This window comes from Salinivibrio sp. ES.052 (assembly GCF_900141775.1).
Lineage (GTDB): Bacteria > Pseudomonadota > Gammaproteobacteria > Enterobacterales > Vibrionaceae > Salinivibrio.
Window position 1 is genome coordinate 1 of sequence record NZ_FSRI01000001.1, and the last position, 16,220, is coordinate 16,220.

At 49.3% G+C, this 16,220-nt stretch carries 15 protein-coding genes; 11 read left to right on the forward strand and 4 right to left on the reverse strand.

The window, feature by feature from the left end; all coding sequences use genetic code 11:
- From BUQ98_RS16985 to BUQ98_RS00015, 4 genes are all read left to right on the forward strand, one after another.
- Positions 1-157 (forward strand): hypothetical protein (locus BUQ98_RS16985; protein ID WP_175566268.1); only part of this gene is annotated, 157 nt, incomplete at its 5' end.
- Positions 158-252: 95 nt separating this feature from the next.
- Positions 253-1,351 (forward strand): peptide chain release factor 2 gene (gene prfB, locus BUQ98_RS00005; protein ID WP_139294596.1). Its coding sequence is split into 2 segments (ribosomal slippage): positions 253-327 and positions 329-1,351, totalling 1,098 coding nucleotides; the frame shifts between segments, so codons are not numbered across the junction.
- A gap of 26 nt (positions 1,352-1,377) precedes the next feature.
- On the forward strand, positions 1,378-2,886 hold the full coding sequence (gene lysS, locus BUQ98_RS00010; protein WP_074211921.1) for a lysine--tRNA ligase: 1,509 nt from the start codon (positions 1,378-1,380) through the stop codon (positions 2,884-2,886).
- A gap of 234 nt (positions 2,887-3,120) precedes the next feature.
- The gene (locus BUQ98_RS00015) at positions 3,121-4,458 is read left to right on the forward strand and encodes a sigma-54-dependent transcriptional regulator (protein ID WP_074211922.1); all 1,338 of its coding nucleotides are present in this window, start codon (positions 3,121-3,123) and stop codon (positions 4,456-4,458) included.
- A gap of 32 nt (positions 4,459-4,490) precedes the next feature.
- Here BUQ98_RS00015 and BUQ98_RS00020 read toward each other — a convergent pair whose 3' ends face one another.
- Both BUQ98_RS00020 and BUQ98_RS00025 read right to left on the reverse strand, forming a co-directional pair.
- Entirely contained in the window at positions 4,491-4,922 is a 432-nt protein-coding gene (locus BUQ98_RS00020) for a PACE efflux transporter (protein WP_074211923.1), read from the reverse strand.
- Positions 4,923-5,005: 83 nt separating this feature from the next.
- Positions 5,006-5,725 carry a GntR family transcriptional regulator gene (locus BUQ98_RS00025; protein WP_074211924.1) on the reverse strand — a complete coding sequence of 240 codons (720 nt, stop codon included), beginning with the start codon at positions 5,723-5,725 and terminating at the stop codon, positions 5,006-5,008.
- Positions 5,726-5,893: 168 nt separating this feature from the next.
- Here BUQ98_RS00025 and BUQ98_RS00030 point away from each other — a divergent pair, with 168 nt between their 5' ends.
- The 3 genes from BUQ98_RS00030 (at position 5,894) to BUQ98_RS00040 (ending at position 9,623) form a co-directional block, all read left to right on the forward strand.
- Positions 5,894-7,225 (forward strand): 6-phospho-alpha-glucosidase, encoded by a 1,332-nt coding sequence (locus BUQ98_RS00030; protein WP_254813850.1) that lies wholly within the window; start codon positions 5,894-5,896, stop codon positions 7,223-7,225.
- A 48-nt stretch (positions 7,226-7,273) separates the two neighbouring features.
- Positions 7,274-8,833, forward strand: a complete 1,560-nt coding sequence (locus BUQ98_RS00035) for an alpha-glucoside-specific PTS transporter subunit IIBC (protein WP_074211925.1) — start codon at positions 7,274-7,276, stop codon at positions 8,831-8,833.
- 559 nt (positions 8,834-9,392) lie between these two features.
- Entirely contained in the window at positions 9,393-9,623 is a 231-nt protein-coding gene (locus BUQ98_RS00040; RefSeq protein ID WP_074211926.1) for a hypothetical protein, read from the forward strand.
- Positions 9,624-9,713: 90 nt separating this feature from the next.
- On the opposite strand, the gene BUQ98_RS00045 is transcribed toward BUQ98_RS00040, so the two are convergent.
- Complete coding sequence (locus tag BUQ98_RS00045) at positions 9,714-10,748, reverse strand: NADP(H)-dependent aldo-keto reductase (RefSeq protein ID WP_074211927.1); 1,035 nt, start codon at positions 10,746-10,748, stop codon at positions 9,714-9,716.
- 201 nt (positions 10,749-10,949) lie between these two features.
- On the opposite strand from BUQ98_RS00045, the gene BUQ98_RS00050 reads away from it, so the two are divergent.
- Positions 10,950-11,252, forward strand: a complete 303-nt coding sequence (locus BUQ98_RS00050; RefSeq protein ID WP_074211928.1) for a DUF6482 family protein — start codon at positions 10,950-10,952, stop codon at positions 11,250-11,252.
- Between the two features lie 71 nt (positions 11,253-11,323).
- Here the strand turns inward: BUQ98_RS00050 and mutH are convergent, their stop codons facing one another.
- Positions 11,324-11,998 (reverse strand): DNA mismatch repair endonuclease MutH, encoded by a 675-nt coding sequence (mutH, locus tag BUQ98_RS00055; RefSeq protein ID WP_074213526.1) that lies wholly within the window; start codon positions 11,996-11,998, stop codon positions 11,324-11,326.
- A gap of 619 nt (positions 11,999-12,617) precedes the next feature.
- On the opposite strand from mutH, the gene rppH reads away from it, so the two are divergent.
- Genes rppH through BUQ98_RS00070 form a run of 3 tightly spaced genes read left to right on the forward strand, consistent with a single transcriptional unit; the run spans position 12,618 to position 16,212 of the window.
- Positions 12,618-13,130, forward strand: a complete 513-nt coding sequence (gene rppH / locus BUQ98_RS00060) for an RNA pyrophosphohydrolase (protein ID WP_074211929.1) — start codon at positions 12,618-12,620, stop codon at positions 13,128-13,130.
- A gap of 17 nt (positions 13,131-13,147) precedes the next feature.
- On the forward strand, positions 13,148-15,406 hold the full coding sequence (gene ptsP, locus BUQ98_RS00065; protein WP_074211930.1) for a phosphoenolpyruvate--protein phosphotransferase: 2,259 nt from the start codon (positions 13,148-13,150) through the stop codon (positions 15,404-15,406).
- Positions 15,403-16,212 (forward strand): sulfite exporter TauE/SafE family protein, encoded by an 810-nt coding sequence (locus tag BUQ98_RS00070; protein ID WP_074211931.1) that lies wholly within the window; start codon positions 15,403-15,405, stop codon positions 16,210-16,212. The genes ptsP and BUQ98_RS00070 overlap by 4 nt, the downstream gene beginning before the upstream one ends.
- Positions 16,213-16,220 lie beyond the last annotated feature (8 nt).

The following is a 16,220-nucleotide window of genomic DNA, read 5'->3' on the forward strand; positions in this document are numbered from 1 at the left end:
TGGCACCATGATTGATGCGATTGCGTTTAATATCGATTTACGTCGCTGGCCAGATCCAAGTGCAAAAACACTTCATTTGGTCTATCGACTGGATATTAATGAATTTCGCGGTAACCGTAGCGCTCAGTTGATCGTTTCTCACCTTGAAGTCGCTTAATTATGCGGCTTTTTTCATCACGCCCTGTTTATTGGCGTGACAATTCGCTAAAATTCGGCGGTTAAATTTCCGCTAATTAATGAAGATGCTTGACCATGTTTGAGATTAATCCAATCAAAAATCGCCTCGCGGATATCGCTGAACGCACCGATGTCCTTCGGGGGTATCTTTGACTATGACGCCAAGAAAGAGCGTCTAGAAGAAGTCAATGCCGAATTAGAACAACCGGATGTGTGGAACGAACCACAACGTGCGCAAGCGTTGGGTAAAGAGCGCGCGTCATTGGAGGCGGTGGTCGATACCATCGATCAACTGACGCAAGGTGGCGAAGATGTTAATGAGCTACTGACGCTTGCCGTCGAAGAAGACGATCAAGAAACCTTTGATGAAATTGAGCCCGAATTGGCTGATCTTGAAGACAAGCTCACTAAGCTTGAGTTCCGTCGCATGTTCTCCGGCGAACATGATGCCTCCGATAGCTACATAGACCTTCAAGCAGGGTCTGGTGGCACAGAAGCACAAGATTGGACCAACATGATGCTACGCATGTATCTGCGCTGGGCCGATGCCAAAGGCTTTAAAGCCGAAGTCATTGAAGTGTCTGAAGGCGATGTGGCAGGGCTTAAATCCGCCACTGTGCGTATTTCGGGTGAGTATGCCTACGGCTGGTTGCGCACTGAAACAGGCGTGCACCGTTTGGTACGTAAATCTCCGTTTGATTCCGGTGGACGCCGTCATACCTCATTTGCCTCTGCATTTGTGTATCCGGAAATCGATGACGATATTGAGATCGACATTAATCCATCGGATCTGCGTATTGATGTCTACCGCGCCTCAGGGGCAGGGGGACAGCACGTCAATACCACAGAGTCAGCGGTACGTATTACCCACATCCCCACCAATGCGGTGGTGCAGTGTCAAAATGATCGCTCACAACACAAAAACAAAGATCAGGCGATGAAGCAGCTCCGAGCGAAACTGTTTGAACTTGAGCTACAAAAGCAAAATGCGGAAAAACAAGCCAACGAAGATGCGAAGTCGGATATCGGTTGGGGCAGTCAGATCCGCTCCTACGTATTAGATGATTCCCGTATCAAAGATTTGCGTACCGGTGTTGAAAACCGTAATACACAGGCCGTTCTTGACGGCAATTTAGATAAATTTATCGAAGCCAGCCTCAAATCTGGCCTGTAATCACGATTTAATGTTAAGGGTTTTCTATGACTGACCAGTTACCAGACGAAAATAAGCTGATTGCCGAGCGTCGCGCCAAACTGAATCACATTCGTGAAAACTGTAAGGCAAACGGCCATCCTAATGACTTCCGTCGTGAACATCTTGCCGCTGACCTACAGGCTGAGTTTGGCGAAAAAGAGAAAGCGGAACTCGAAACACTCGACCATAAAGTGACCATTGCGGGCCGTATCATGGCCAAACGTGGGCCGTTTTTGGTGGTGCAAGATGTGTCAGGACGGGTTCAGGCTTACGCCTCAAAAGAGGTCCAAAAAGCACTGAAAGCCGAGTATCAAGGCCTGGATATTGGTGACATTATTGGTGTCCATGGTGCGCTGCACAAGTCGGGCAAAGGCGATCTCTATGTCAACATGGAACGCTACCAGTTACTGACCAAGGCCTTGCGGCCACTGCCTGAAAAATTCCATGGCCTGGCGGATCAAGAGCTCCGTTATCGCCAACGTTATGTCGACTTGATTGTGAACGAAGAGTCACGTCACGCATTTCAAGTGCGTTCAAGTGTCGTGACCGCCATTCGTAACTACATGGTAGAAAAACACTTTATGGAAGTGGAAACGCCGATGATGCATGTCATCCCAGGCGGAGCGACAGCACGTCCGTTTACCACCCATCATAATGCGTTAGATATCGACATGTACTTACGTGTGGCGCCAGAGCTTTACTTAAAGCGTCTCGTGGTTGGCGGCTTTGAGCGCGTGTTCGAAGTTAACCGTAACTTCCGTAATGAAGGGCTATCACCACGCCATAACCCAGAATTCACCATGATGGAATTCTATATGGCGTATGCCGATTATAACGATCTGATGGATCTCACCGAAGACATGCTGTCACGCGTGGCACTGGAAGTGATGGGGCAGTCGGTGATGCCTTATGGCGATCACGAGATAAACTTTGCCGGGCCATATCCACGCATCACTATGCTTGATGCGATTAAGCAGTACAATCCTGATCATGCTGAAATCCAAGCACTTAACAACGACAATGTTCAAGATCGTGATCACTTAGCGGCGATTGCTAAATCTTTGAAAATCAGTGTTGAATCGTTCTGGACTGCCGGCCAACTGTTGGAAGAGATCTTCGGAGAAACCGCGGAGCCACAGCTGATTCAGCCGACCTTTATCACCGAATACCCAGCCGATATTTCACCGTTGGCACGCCGAAACGATGACAACTTGTTTGTGACTGACCGTTTTGAATTCTTCGTCGGTGGTCGTGAAGTGGCTAATGGCTTCTCGGAGCTGAATGATGCAGAAGACCAAGATGCGCGGTTTAAAGCTCAAGTTGATGCTAAAGATGCCGGTGATGACGAAGCCATGTATTACGATGCGGATTATATCAATGCGCTAGAGCATGGATTGCCGCCAACGGCGGGTCAAGGCATTGGGATCGACCGTTTAGTGATGTTATTCACTAACACCCATACGATCCGTGACGTGATCCTGTTTCCAGCGATGCGCCCTCAACAGGGAAGCTAACGTAGAACTGCCCATAGTGAAAGCGGCTCCCAGAGCCGCTTTTTTTGTGCTGGACGTCATTGTACTGCCATAAAATCACGATATTTTATCTGGTTATTTTTTCTACTTGACTAAAATTATGCGTACAGTGTCCCTGCTAATGTCTCTTTATTGAGACAGAATCAGGTGGCCCCTTCTTTATAATAGGGTTTTGGTTGACTGGCAGTATGACAGACTGGATGTAAGGCAGGTGTTATGGGATTAGACGCGGGGAATGACAAAACCTTAAGCTCACTCATTGTTGTCGGCGGAACGTATGAGCCTTGGTTAGCCACTCTTGAACAAGCCGGTTGGCACTGCCACCGTTGCTATGATTTACGCGCGGCACAGTCACTGCTACAAGATATTGGCCCTTGTATTGGTATTGTTGATCTCAGCCATGATGATTTCAGTCTCAATGGGGTGGCATCGCTCGTTAACCGTAACAAACAGGTTCGCTGGTTAGCGTTGGTGAGAGAGAACCAACTGAACAACGAAGCTATCTGCCAGTTTATTGTTAGTTTTTGTATTGATTATTTCACGTCCCCCGTTCCTAACTCGCAACTGATGAGTACCATAGGGCATCAACTTGGCATGTTACGTTTGGAGCGTCAGATTTGGCCTCAGTTGAGTGATCACAGTGACATGGGCTTGGAGGGCGCTAGCCCGGCGATGAGAAAGCTGCGTGATCAAGTGAGACGTATAGCACCAACGGATGTCTCTGTATTGGTTGCGGGTGAAAGTGGGACGGGAAAAGAGCTTGTTGCCCAAGCGATCCATCATGCATCGACGCGGGCGAAGGCACCGTTTGAGTCGATCAAATGTTCGGCCTTAGCGGATGAACAAACGCAGCATGCTCTACTTGGCGACGAACACTCACCCGGTAAAATCCGTCAGTGCCACAAAGGTTCTTTGTTTTTTGATGAAATCGGTGACTTGCCGCTTCATCTACAAGGGCATCTCTTGCACTTATTGCAAGAAGGAACCTTAGACATTAGCCACGATAAATACAGTCAAGACTTAGATATACGGGTCATTGCTTCCACTCATATGGACTTGGAGAAGCGCGTGGCTGAGGGACTTTTTCGCGAAGACTTGTATTACCGTTTGAACGTGCTTCGGGTTAATATGCCCTCGTTAAAAGACCGTCAGCCTGATGTCCCTGATTTAGCCGAATACTTTTTGCTTAAGTTTGCCCGTCAGTACAACACACAAGCGAGAACCTTTTCTGATGAAGCAAAACGTGTACTAAGCAGTTACTCATGGCCGGGCAATGTGCGCGAGTTAATCAATCAGGTGAAACGCGCAGTGTTGTTGGCTGATCATTTAGTCATTGATGCTGAACACCTCGACTTGCCACGTCAGGGCGACTATAAACAAAGCCTGCGTAAAATCCGAGAGGAGTCTGAGCGAGACGCGCTTATTGCGGTACTCGAGGAAAATAAGGGCCAAGTATCGGCCGCAGCCAAAGAGCTGGGTGTCTCACGTGCGACCATGTATCGGCTATTGAACAAGCACAACCTGATCCCCTCTCCACGCGCTTTCCGTCAGTAATTTTTGCGCGTCAATCTGAAGGACTGAGGCACTCAGCCTTGCTGGGAGTGGGTATCTGGGATAGGAAAGAGAGAGTCATACAGCCAGTTATAGACAAACGCATACACCAGATAAAATACCACTAGCCCAATATCCATACTGAGTGCTTGCCAAAAGCTCATCGACAGCCACCACATGATAAAGGGGATGGTCGCGACCAGCAGACCTGCCTCAAAAATCACTGCATGGAGTAGACGCAAAGGTAAGGTTTTGAGCACCGAGCCGCGCCATGCTAGCATCGCCTTATCAAATCCAATGTTGTAGACATAGTTCCATAGGGTGGCGAGGACCGAAAAAATCGCACCCATGATCCCAAGGTGGCCAATCCCGGCGCCGAGGACCCAATTGAGCCCCAAGACTACCAAGATCAAGCCCGTTAATTCAAAACCGATAGCGTGACGCCATCTATCTGCCTTTGTTCTCATCAGATTTCCGGTCGAGGTTGGATAATGCGGCCAGATTACACGTAATGACCGACAACGCAACTAAGAGGCAGTCGTGAGACGACTTATTGTGGTGTTTGACGGTGAGCGATGAACTCAAAGCTGTACTGATATAGACGGAAGTAATTCACCGTGTATTCAAACGGTGTCCCGTCGACGAGCTCACTGACTGATTCGACCCTTAGGATAGGGGTGTTTTCACGGGTATTGAGCTGTTTCGCGAGGAGCGTTGAGGTGCTATCTGGCCACACACATTGTCGACTTTTCGCGATCTGCATCCCCTTATGTCGCTCGATATAGTCGTATTTTGATGTTTGCATTACTTCGATACTGAGATCGGTAAACATGGCCACCGGCAGGTATGTGCACTCAAGGATTTCTGGCTCGCCATCAATCAAACGAAGACGTTGTATTTCATAAATCAACGTCCCTTCCTCCACGTTTAACTTGCTGGCAATGGTGTGGCTGCAAGGTGACGTTTCAAATGCGATCACTTTTGAGCTGGGTGTTTTGCCTTGCGCTGAGACTTCTTCGATAAAGCCCATCAGTTGAAAGGCGTTGTGCTGTGCTTTAGGTGCTTTTACATAACTGCCGCTACCTCGGACGCGGTAGAGGAGATCGTTATCAACCAACACCTTCATCGCCTTACGTATCGTGACGCGGCTGACGTCATAGGTAGCCTGTAGCGTGGCCTCAGTCGGCATCATCGCGCCTGGTGTCAGGGTGCCATCTTTAATCTGCTCGGTGAGTAAATCGGCTATTTGCATGTAGCGAGGTTTCAACATGTCGGCTCCTTTTAGCTGCATTCCCCATCATAACAAACTGTGATCGATAATACATTTGAAGTACATAAATAGATTTTCATTGTGCTTTCGATCAATAAATGCCCTTTTGTGTATTCTTAAAGTATTATTAATGTAATACTTTAAAGATACATATTAAGAGGAGACACGATGATGAAACCACAAAAGCTCACTATCGTCGGGGGTGGAAGCACCTATACACTGGGGATGATCAATAGCTTGATTGCTGAAAAAGAAGCATTTCCGCTAAGCAAAATCACCTTCTATGACATTGATGAACAAAGACAAGCTTCAAACGCAAAAGCAACAGAAATCTTACTGCGTGAGGCCTATTCTGAGGTCGAGGAGTTCGTTTATACCACGGATAAAGAAACCGCATTTTCAGATGCCGATTTCTTCTTTATTCAGATCCGCACGGGTGGGTTACCAATGCGTGAGCGTGATGAGCAGGTTCCACTCTCTTATGGCTGTGTCGGTCAAGAAACCTGTGGCGCGGGTGGAATGGCGTATGGGCTACGCTCGATAGGTGACATGATCACTCTCGTGAATGACATCCGTCACTTTGCCCCAGATGCCTGGATTTTAAACTATACCAACCCAGCAGCCATTGTCGCTGAAGCCTTACAGCGTGAGTTTCCTCATGACAACCGCATTCTAAATATCTGCGACATGCCCGCCGCCATTATGGTGAGTTATGCACAATTACTCGGCTGCGAAATCTGGGATTTGGTGCCGGAATACTTTGGGCTGAATCACTTTGGGTGGTTTACCAAGGTACGAAACCGAGAAGGTGTCGACCTGACCGCTGAGATTAAACGCATCATTTTGGAAGAGGGGATCAGTGCCGTTGATCCAGAAATTGCGGATGACCCTTCATGGCAGGCAACGTTCAAGAACATGCAAACCATGCTAAAAGACAACCCGCAGTATTTACCCAATACTTACCTGCAATACTACTTATATCCAGAAAAAATGGTGGAAAAAGAAGATATTGCTAATACGCGTGCGCGCCAAGTGATCAACGGGCGAGAAAAGCGGGTGTTTAGTTTGAATGATCGCATCATTGCCGCGGGCACCACCGCCCATGAGCACCTTCACGCAGACATTCATGGGCGTTACATGGTTCGCGTGGCGGCCTCGTTGGCATATAACCGTGGTGAGACGTATCTGGTGATCGTGCCAAACGATGGCGCGATTCCAAATATTCAGAATGATGCCATGGTTGAAGTCCCGGCAGCGTTAACCAATGACGGCCCGAAACGTTTTGCCGTTGGCACCATCCCTACGTTCCAAAAAGCACTGATAGAAGGCCAACTCGGCTACGAAAAGCTGGTCGTGGATGCGTGGTTTAGCGGGGATCGACAAACACTGGTCAACGCGCTAACGCTTAATCGCACCGTCGTAGATGTGCCAAAAGCGCAACAAATCGTCGATGAGCTTTTACGCGTTAATGCGGACTATCTACCTCAATTTCAACAATAATATTATGCCCCAGATACTATCTGGGGCCAACATTTGGGAGCGATCATCATGAAAGATATGATCCAGCGCTTTGGCGCAGCAATGTTTGTCCCTGTGCTCCTCTTTCCTGCGGCCGGTATGTTATTAGGCTTATCGGTGATGCTGCTTAACCAAGATCTCTTTCCTTGGGCAGTGGAAGGCAGTGCATGGGTAAAAGTGTCAACGATCCTACTCCAAGCCTCGTTGGCGGTGTTTAAAAATATGGCGTTAGTGTTTGCGGTCGGGTTACCGATAGCACTAGCAAAATCTGCATCCGGGCGCGCAGTGCTTGCCACTCTGGTGTCATACATCACCTTTAATTATGTGATTGGTGGCATTTTACAGTTTTGGGGACCTGAGCTTGGGGTGAACTATGTGGAGGGTGAGCGTGGGCTTACTGATGTGGGCGGTATATTGACTTTGGATACTAACCTATTGGGCGCCATCGTCATTGCTAGCCTCTCCGTTTGGGTTCACAACCGTTTCTTCGACAAAAAACTGCCAAACTGGGCGGCGGTATTTGGTGGCACACCTTTGGTGGTTATTGTGAGTTTCCCGATCATGGTACTCATGGCGATCATCACCTGTTTTACTTGGCCAAGTATTCAGCACGGCATTAATAATCTACAAACCTTTTTAGTCGGTGCGGGATCGTTCGGGGTATGGATGTTCACTTTCCTTGAGCGAATTATGATCCCAACGGGTTTGCATCACTTTGTCTACGGTCCCGTATTCTATGGACCTGTAGCGGTGGATGGCGGCACGGTGGCGCATTGGATTCAAAATATCCAAAACTTTGCCAGCAACCCTGCGCCTTTAACTGAGCAATTCCCACAAGGTGGCTTGATGTTGACTGGGATGGGGAAAGTCTTTGGCTGTACAGGTATTGCTATGGCGCTTTACGCAACCGCGAAACCAGAAAACAAGAAAATGGTGCTCGGTTTAGTCCTCGGTGCGGCATTGACGGCCATTCTTACTGGGATCACTGAGCCAATTGAGTTTACCTTCCTGTTCATCGCGCCGGCATTGTTTGCACTCCACGCGGTATTGGCGGCCACCATGGCAACCATTGCCTATTGGTTTGGTGTTTCAGGTAACTTTCAAACTGGACTTATCGACTTTATTTTTCAAAATTGGCTACCGCTAGGCAGCTTGCATGGCACCACATATATTGCACAAGTGCTTATCGGTCTGAGTTTTACCGCCATCTACTTTGTGGTATTCCGCGCGTTGATTTTGAAGTTTGATATTCCCACCCCTGGTCGAGGTAGCACGGAGGCGAAGTTATATACCAAAGCCGATTATAAGGGCGCGCAACAGAAGAGTGACTCATCGAGCGATGTGACTGACGGTGGACAAGCGAGTGCGTTTATTGAAGGGTTGGGTGGCAAAGACAACATTGCTCTGCTTACCAATTGTGCCACACGGTTACGTATCAAGGTACATGAGCCAGAAAAAGTGGCGGAAACGCAATATTTCCAAGCACATGGTGCGGTAAACATGGTGCGTAATGGTGATAGTTTTCAAATTATTGTCGGCTTAACCGTACCGCAAGTCCGCGAAGAAATGACGCAACTGACACGGGCTTAAAGACTTTGCTGATTGTTCAGCACTGAGGTGTCATTGATAATCAATCATCAACGCACATAGCATTATTAGCGAGCGGCTAAACGTAGGGTCGCTCGCGCCATTCCCCTTCCTCTTGTGACGCCTCGATAATAGCGCATCAGTACCGGTCATAAAGGCATCTAATATCACGTCGATAGCACAACTGATTGAGTTTTATCGATGATTAGAGGACTGGTTAGCACAATCCCCCATGTCTTTATTGCTAGACAGAGCGTTGCGCTTTATTTGAATAATATTCATATAACTTATTGATATTAATTATAAGATATTGAATACTATTGGTTCCATTCACGCAGATTCATATGCCTAGGAGGTAAATGCCATGACTTATTTTCCGATGAAAAAACTCGATGTCATCGTTGCCTCTGCGCGTCACTGTGCCAACCACTTGGCTCAGGATACCCGCTCACGCATCTGACTCTGCGTCCAACTGTAACTGGTCGCAGGTATAACGCGGCCAATTTGCAGTCCCACTTCGCTTTATGCCTGTGGCCTCCTATAACCGAAAAGGAGAGCCATCATGACTCAACTATCTTTATTACCCTTAGCCCAAGCGCTGGTGCGTTTGGATGCGATTCGTCAGCGTCGTGCGAGCACGCACCGTTACCGCTACACAGATGTGTCGTTAAATCGTCACCTACAGCGTGATATTGGTATTGCGCCTGATAAGCAAGATACCTTGCCCGTTAGCACACAATTTGCGGCAAAACGTTATCTTGTGACATGGCGACGACGATGGCGGTGGCTATAATGGGCCCCAGGAAGCGGCGTATCGGTTGATACGCCGCCCCATCCTCGAATAAAACACTGTGCGGCAGCCAAATTGGCTGCCGTTTGCGATCTAAGGGCAGGGGTTGGGATAGCGGTTAGCGATCTCATCAATCCCGGCAAGCACATCGTCACTCAGCGTCAGATCCAAGCTATCGAGATTACTCTCGAGCTGTTTTAGCGTCGTGGCACCAATGATGTTAGAGGCGACAAAAGGACGACTATTCACAAACGCGAGTGCCATTTGTGCAGGATCGAGGCCGTGGCGTTGGGCAAGATCGACGTATTCTTGCGTCGCCTTGTGCCCTGACTCGGTAAAGTAGCGCGCGAAGCGTTGGTGCAGTGTACAACGGGCCCCTTTCGGGCGTGCGCCTTGCAAGTATTTACCGCTAAGCGCGCCAAAGGCGAGCGGCGAGTAGGCGAGCAACTCGACGCCTTCATGATGACTGATTTCCGATAACCCTACTTCGAAAGTACGGTTAAGCAAATTATAGGGGTTCTGAATAGAGACAATGCGCGTCAGGCTATGCTTCTCTGCCAGATGCAAATAGCGCATCACGCCCCAAGGCGTTTCGTTTGAGACGCCGATATAGCGAATTTTTCCCGCTTGGACGAGTTCATTCAGTGCATCCAGAGTATCGAGAATCGTGACCCCAGAGTGTTCATCTTGATATGGATAATTGAGCTTACCAAAACAGTTATTATGCCGTTGCGGCCAGTGGACTTGATACAAATCGATATAGTCGGTTTTCAGTCGCGTCAGGCTATCTTCAACGGCTTGATGAATATGGCGTCGGTTGAGCGACATATTGTCACGGATATAGGGCACATTGCGTGGTCCGGCTACCTTGGTGGCGAGAACAACACGATCGCGTTTTCCGGATTTTTCTAACCAGCTGCCGATATACTGTTCGGTTAACCCTTGTGTGGGCTGGCTGGGGGGGACGGGATACATTTCAGCAGTATCAATGAAGTTCACGCCCCGCTCAAAGGCAAGATCGAGCTGTGCATGGGCGTCAGCTTCACTATTTTGCTCACCAAATGTCATGGTGCCTAAGCACACTTTACTCACGTCTAGTGAGGAATGGGGCAAACGGTGGTATTGCATCCTTTCTCCTTGTCTGCAATCGACCTGTGGCAGTCCATAGTAGAGAATTTTAAAAATGATCGAAAGCGGTTTAGTCGCAGCTTGACAGTTGGTTAAATATTGACCATTAATGAATAGGTTGTCCGACAGTGGCCGGTCTAAATGAGGCATTGCATTTCAGGCACGATGGACAAGAGGAAGCACAACGTAGAGGAAGGACAGATGAACTATTCTCAGCTTAAAGCATGGATGCGCGCGGATCCTCGCTCATGTCCACCATGTTATGTCATGGCACATGCGGGAGGGGCGAAATACTCGGTCGAAGTAGAGGTGAAGCACGAGCTAGAGCCTTTACGCTCTGATCAAACCGGGGAAGTGATGCAGTTTGATCATGTCGGACAGGTGGGTGAGAAACTCAAAGCCCTGGGGATTGAAAAGGGTGTATTACGCTTGATGGATCCTTACGATGAGTTTGCGACAGGGGGCGAACCGAGCTGTCGAGAAGATATGCCAATCCGTTTTTGATGGCCGTCAGCAAAGCGGCGAATGCGCCGCTATGATTCGTGGGATCGATGTTTATCTCGGATTGACAACGACTATCTCGGATCCACAAAATAACGACGCAAGATGTGGTGGGTAAACTGGGTGCGCAAATAAAAGCCACGCGGTAAAGTACGAATAGGCTCGCCATTCGGACCGAAAGCGTCTGTGAGTGCTTTGCTGTTGGCCGCTTTGGGTCGCAGTTGTAGGCACTCACCTTGGTGGGCAGTCATTTCGGTCACCCGACCCAGTGCCACCCCATCCATTAACTCCTCCCAGTCGGCGCGCAGTCGTGCTTCCTCTTTCTCGCTGGGAGACCATAATAGTGGTGTACCGATTCGACGTTCGGCCACCGGAATATCACGTTCACCTTCGACCGGGATCCACAAGACACGAGACAATTTTTGTCGTACGTGGCTTGTTTCCCACCTGACTCCTGCAATACCGGTGAGTGGGGCGACACAGACAAAAGTGGTTTCTAACGGTTTACCATCTCGATTCACTGGGATGGTTTTTAACTCGATACCTAGGTGAGCAAAATCTTGTTCCGGTTTACTTCCCGCGTTGGCCCCTAAACAGGCCTCGAGTAACATCCCAATCCAACCTTTCTCCCGCGTGAGCGTCTCTGGACAAGGGATCGACAGTGTCTCACTGACTTCGCCAAGAGTCAGACCGGCGAGGGCGAACGCGCGCTCCATCAATATCTGCTCTGATGCGGGGGCTTGTATCACTGTGTTGAGATCCTGCTGGTTAGATGACGGAGGTGCATTATCAAGAACTGTGATACGGGCTGCAACCCGATCCTGCGGCAAGGATCCTCCCGTTTCCCCAATGGTTATCCACAGGTGCTGATTTGTTTGCACTGTTATTCGCTCGCATGATCAAATATACAGTACCTTTAATTGGATAAAAACGAGCTAAGCATAGGGATTGACGTTTTTTTGCGCTATTGATGTGGATAATTTACTGACTGGTGGATCTTTGAACGATCTGTGTTTATTTGATGATCGCCTGATCCTGGAGAGGATCGTTATGGCAAGCTTTAGTTTTATACTATTGATATCAAATGATTTTTATCTTTTATTATCGCTTTTTTTCATCATTTTATGATCGGGTCATGTTCGATTTATAAACTTTTTCTAGGCTTCTTCACAAATCTATCCACAGAAAGCGTGAATAAATGTGCGCAAACTCTCATTGCTATGTTTATAACTTCCTGTTAGGGACTAAGTTATCCTCAGATGACGATGAGTGCGCAAAAACAGAGGTCAATCCATAATGTTTGTTTACCCCTTACCGCTTTTTGTGAAAAAATCAGGTTCAGTAGAGATTTATCATTGAGGTCGTCCAGTGATTGATGGCGATGGCTATCGTCCCAATGTGGGGATAGTAATTTGTAACGGCCACGGTCAAGTTCTCTGGGCTCGTCGATATGGTCAGCATTCGTGGCAGTTTCCACAAGGTGGCATCGATGAAGGGGAAAGCCCTGAACAAGCGATGTACCGGGAATTGTATGAAGAAGTGGGGCTGACTAAAAAAGATGTACGCATCTTGGGGACTAGTCGACATTGGCTACGCTACAAGTTACCCAAACGCCTTGTGCGCTGGGATTCTAAACCGGTGTGCATCGGGCAAAAGCAAAAATGGTTTTTGCTAAAGCTTGAATGCGACGAATCACAGGTTAACGTCTCGCGCGGTGGGACGCCGGAATTTGATGGCTGGCGCTGGGTAAGCTATTGGTATCCAGTGCGGCAAGTGGTGGCGTTTAAGCGTGAGGTCTATCGGCGTGCAATGAAAGAATTTGCACCGCTTGCGATGCCTTTTAAAGAACGCAAACCTCGACGTAAGAATAAGCGAGGATAAGTGTAAAGGAGAGACAAGTGCTCACGCAGTTAAGGAATATTGTGCAAAGCGTTGCGGCGTCTGCCGATCTTGAGCAGGCGTTATACACTTTGGTGCAACAAACCTGCGTGGCGATGCGGACCGAGTGCTGCTCCGTGTACCTTGCTAATGCGGAAGACCAACAGTTTGAGCTGATGGCAACGCAAGGCTTGGATCCATCGGCGCAAGTTTCTATGTCGTTTGGTGAAGGGCTAGTGGGTGTGGTCGGTAAACGCGCTGAGCCTTTGAACTTGGCATATGCGCGTCAGCACCCAGCGTTCAAACCCTTTCCAGCTACCGGAGAAGAGGCGTTCCAGTCTTTTCTCGGTACGCCAATTATCTATCGTAAAAAAGTGCTTGGTGTGCTGGTGGTTCAGCAACATCAACCACGCCAGTTCGACGAAAGCGAAGAATCCTTTCTTGTCACGTTAGCGGCGCAATTGGCCGTGGTGTTTGCGCATGCGAAGGCGCAAGGCGGATGGCAAGGCGCTCACTCGCCTGTGTTGCTTGAAGGGATGCCAGCCTCTCCGGGAATCGGTATTGCTCAAGCTTGGTGTGATGATTCGCAACCGCGGTTAGAAGACATCGCCCCCACCTCGAGTCTTGATATCCAGCGAGAGCTTGATCGGCTTGATGCGGCGATTGACGATGCCAGTACCGAGTTTCGCCGCCTGCGTAAGCGCTTTGATAAAGAGCTGCAAAAAGACGCGTTGGCGATTTTCGACCTCTTTGTCCATTTGCTCAACGATCCCATGTTGCGTGAAGACATGACGGTGCGGATCCAACAGGGGGATGCTGCCACTTGGGCGGTGAGACAAACGGTTGAATCTTTTTCCGCGCGGTTTGCTGTGATGGATGATCCTTACTTAAAAGCCCGTGCCGGCGATGTAAAAGAGCTGGGACAGCGTCTGCTCTATTTTTTGATGTCACCGGCCGGTAGCCCGCCACCGATTTCATCGCCGATTGTGCTGTTAGCACGAGAGCTAACCGCTGGTATGTTAGCGTCAATTCCTCGAGCTTTACTCTCTGGTGTGGTCGCGGAAGACGGGGCGGCGAATTCACACGCGGCGATCCTTGCTCGTGCGCTCGGGATCCCGGCGGTGATGGGGGTCAGCTTTTCCCCATCCAAGCTCCATCAGAAACCCGTGATCCTCGATGGCCACAAAGGGGTGCTAATGATCGAGCCGGCCGAGGCATTGATCAATGAATACCAGCACCTTGTGCAAGAGGAAGCGAGCCTACAGTCTACCTTTGAGACGGCACTTGCGGCGCCAGGACAAACTCAAGATGGTATCCGCATTGAAGTCCATTTAAACGCTGGCCTGAGCGCTGACAGTCAGATCGCGATCAATCAGGGTGTCGACGGTGTTGGGCTCTTTCGCACGGAAGTGCCGTTTTTAATGCAGCGCCGTTTTCCGTCTGAAGACGAGCAGGTCAAACAATACCGTGCGATTCTTGCCAGTTATCCAGATAAGCCTGTGGTGATGCGCACCTTAGATATTGGTGGGGATAAGCCACTGCCGTATTTAAGTGTCGAGGAAGACAATCCGTTTTTAGGCTGGCGTGGGATCCGTTTTACTTTAGATCATCCTGATATCTTTTTGATCCAAGTTCGGGCCATGCTGCGGGCCAGCATTGGCTTAAATAATCTTAAATTACTGTTGCCGATGATCTCTGGGCGCAATGAGTTACTGGAAGCGAAAGCATTGATCAGTCGTGCCTATCAAGAGGTCAGTCAAGAAGCGAGTCGTGCAGGCGCGTCCCTTAATATTCCCTTGCTCGGTATCATGGTGGAAGTCCCTTCTATCTTGTATCAGCTAGATAATATTGCGCAAGATGTCGACTTTCTTTCTGTCGGCACCAACGATCTAACCCAGTATCTATTAGCGGTGGATCGAAATAATGCACGTGTCGCCGATATCTTTGATGCTCTGCACCCCTCGGTATTACATGCTTTAGCGTCCATTGCGACGGTAAGTGCACGGCATCAATTGCCCGTGAGTGTCTGCGGTGAGCTTGCCGGTGATCCGGTGGGAGCGGCGTTGTTAGTGGGGCTGGGGTACCACCAACTGAGTATGAATACTCGAAACGTTGCGAAAATTAAATATCTATTGAGTCGTTTACCTCATGAGGCGTTAGTGAGACAAGCCCGTACCATGCTGACTTTCGACGACCCCTCAGCGATCCGATTGGCAATGGAGGCATTTTTGGCCACACAAGGGCTAGATGCATTAGTCAAAATTGGGCAACTGCGATGATAACCAGCCTAACGGTACTACTCTTTGGGGTATGTATGCTGCTGGGTGCCTGTGTGGGGACCTTGTCTGGTCTACTTGGGATCGGTGGTGGGTTAGTCGTGGTGCCTGCGCTGACTTTTCTCCTTCCTGCGTTCGGTATTGCGCCGATAGTGGTGATGCCCATAGCGCTCGCGACCTCACTCGCCACTATCGTACTGACCTCGAGTGCCTCTGCTTGGCGCCATTTTCGCTTGGGGAATGTTCACCTTGAGGCGGTTAAAGCGCTCGTCCCTGGCATGATGCTGGGTGGCATCTTGGGCGCAGGGCTGGCTGATCAGCTACCACACAATTGGTTGCCCCGCCTGTTTGGTGCGATAGTCCTCGCCATGGCGTTACAGATGCTGCTCAATCGCCGTCCATACTGTTATCGCCCCTTACCACATTGGTCGCGGCTCTCAGCGGCGGGCACGGTGATCGGCACACTTTCAAGCTTAGCGGGGATCGGGGGCGGCTCGTTTACCGTCCCATACCTGCATTGGCGCGGAGTGAGTATGCATCAAGCGATTGGTAGTGCTTCAGCAGGTGGAGCGGTATTGGCACTAGGGGGAATGGCAAGTTTTGTATGGTTAGGTTGGCGTCAAATGGAACCCTTACCGCCACTCAGTGTCGGATATTTGTATTTGCCTGCTTTGCTCGGCGTGGTGTCAACGTCGGTGCTGATGACACGGGTGGGGGCCCAGCTTGCGGTGAGGCTACCCACTGCGCAAATAAAACGTATTTTTGCCGTCTTTCTTGTTATTGTCGGCGCAAGCATGTTGTTGAAGTAAAGGATCAT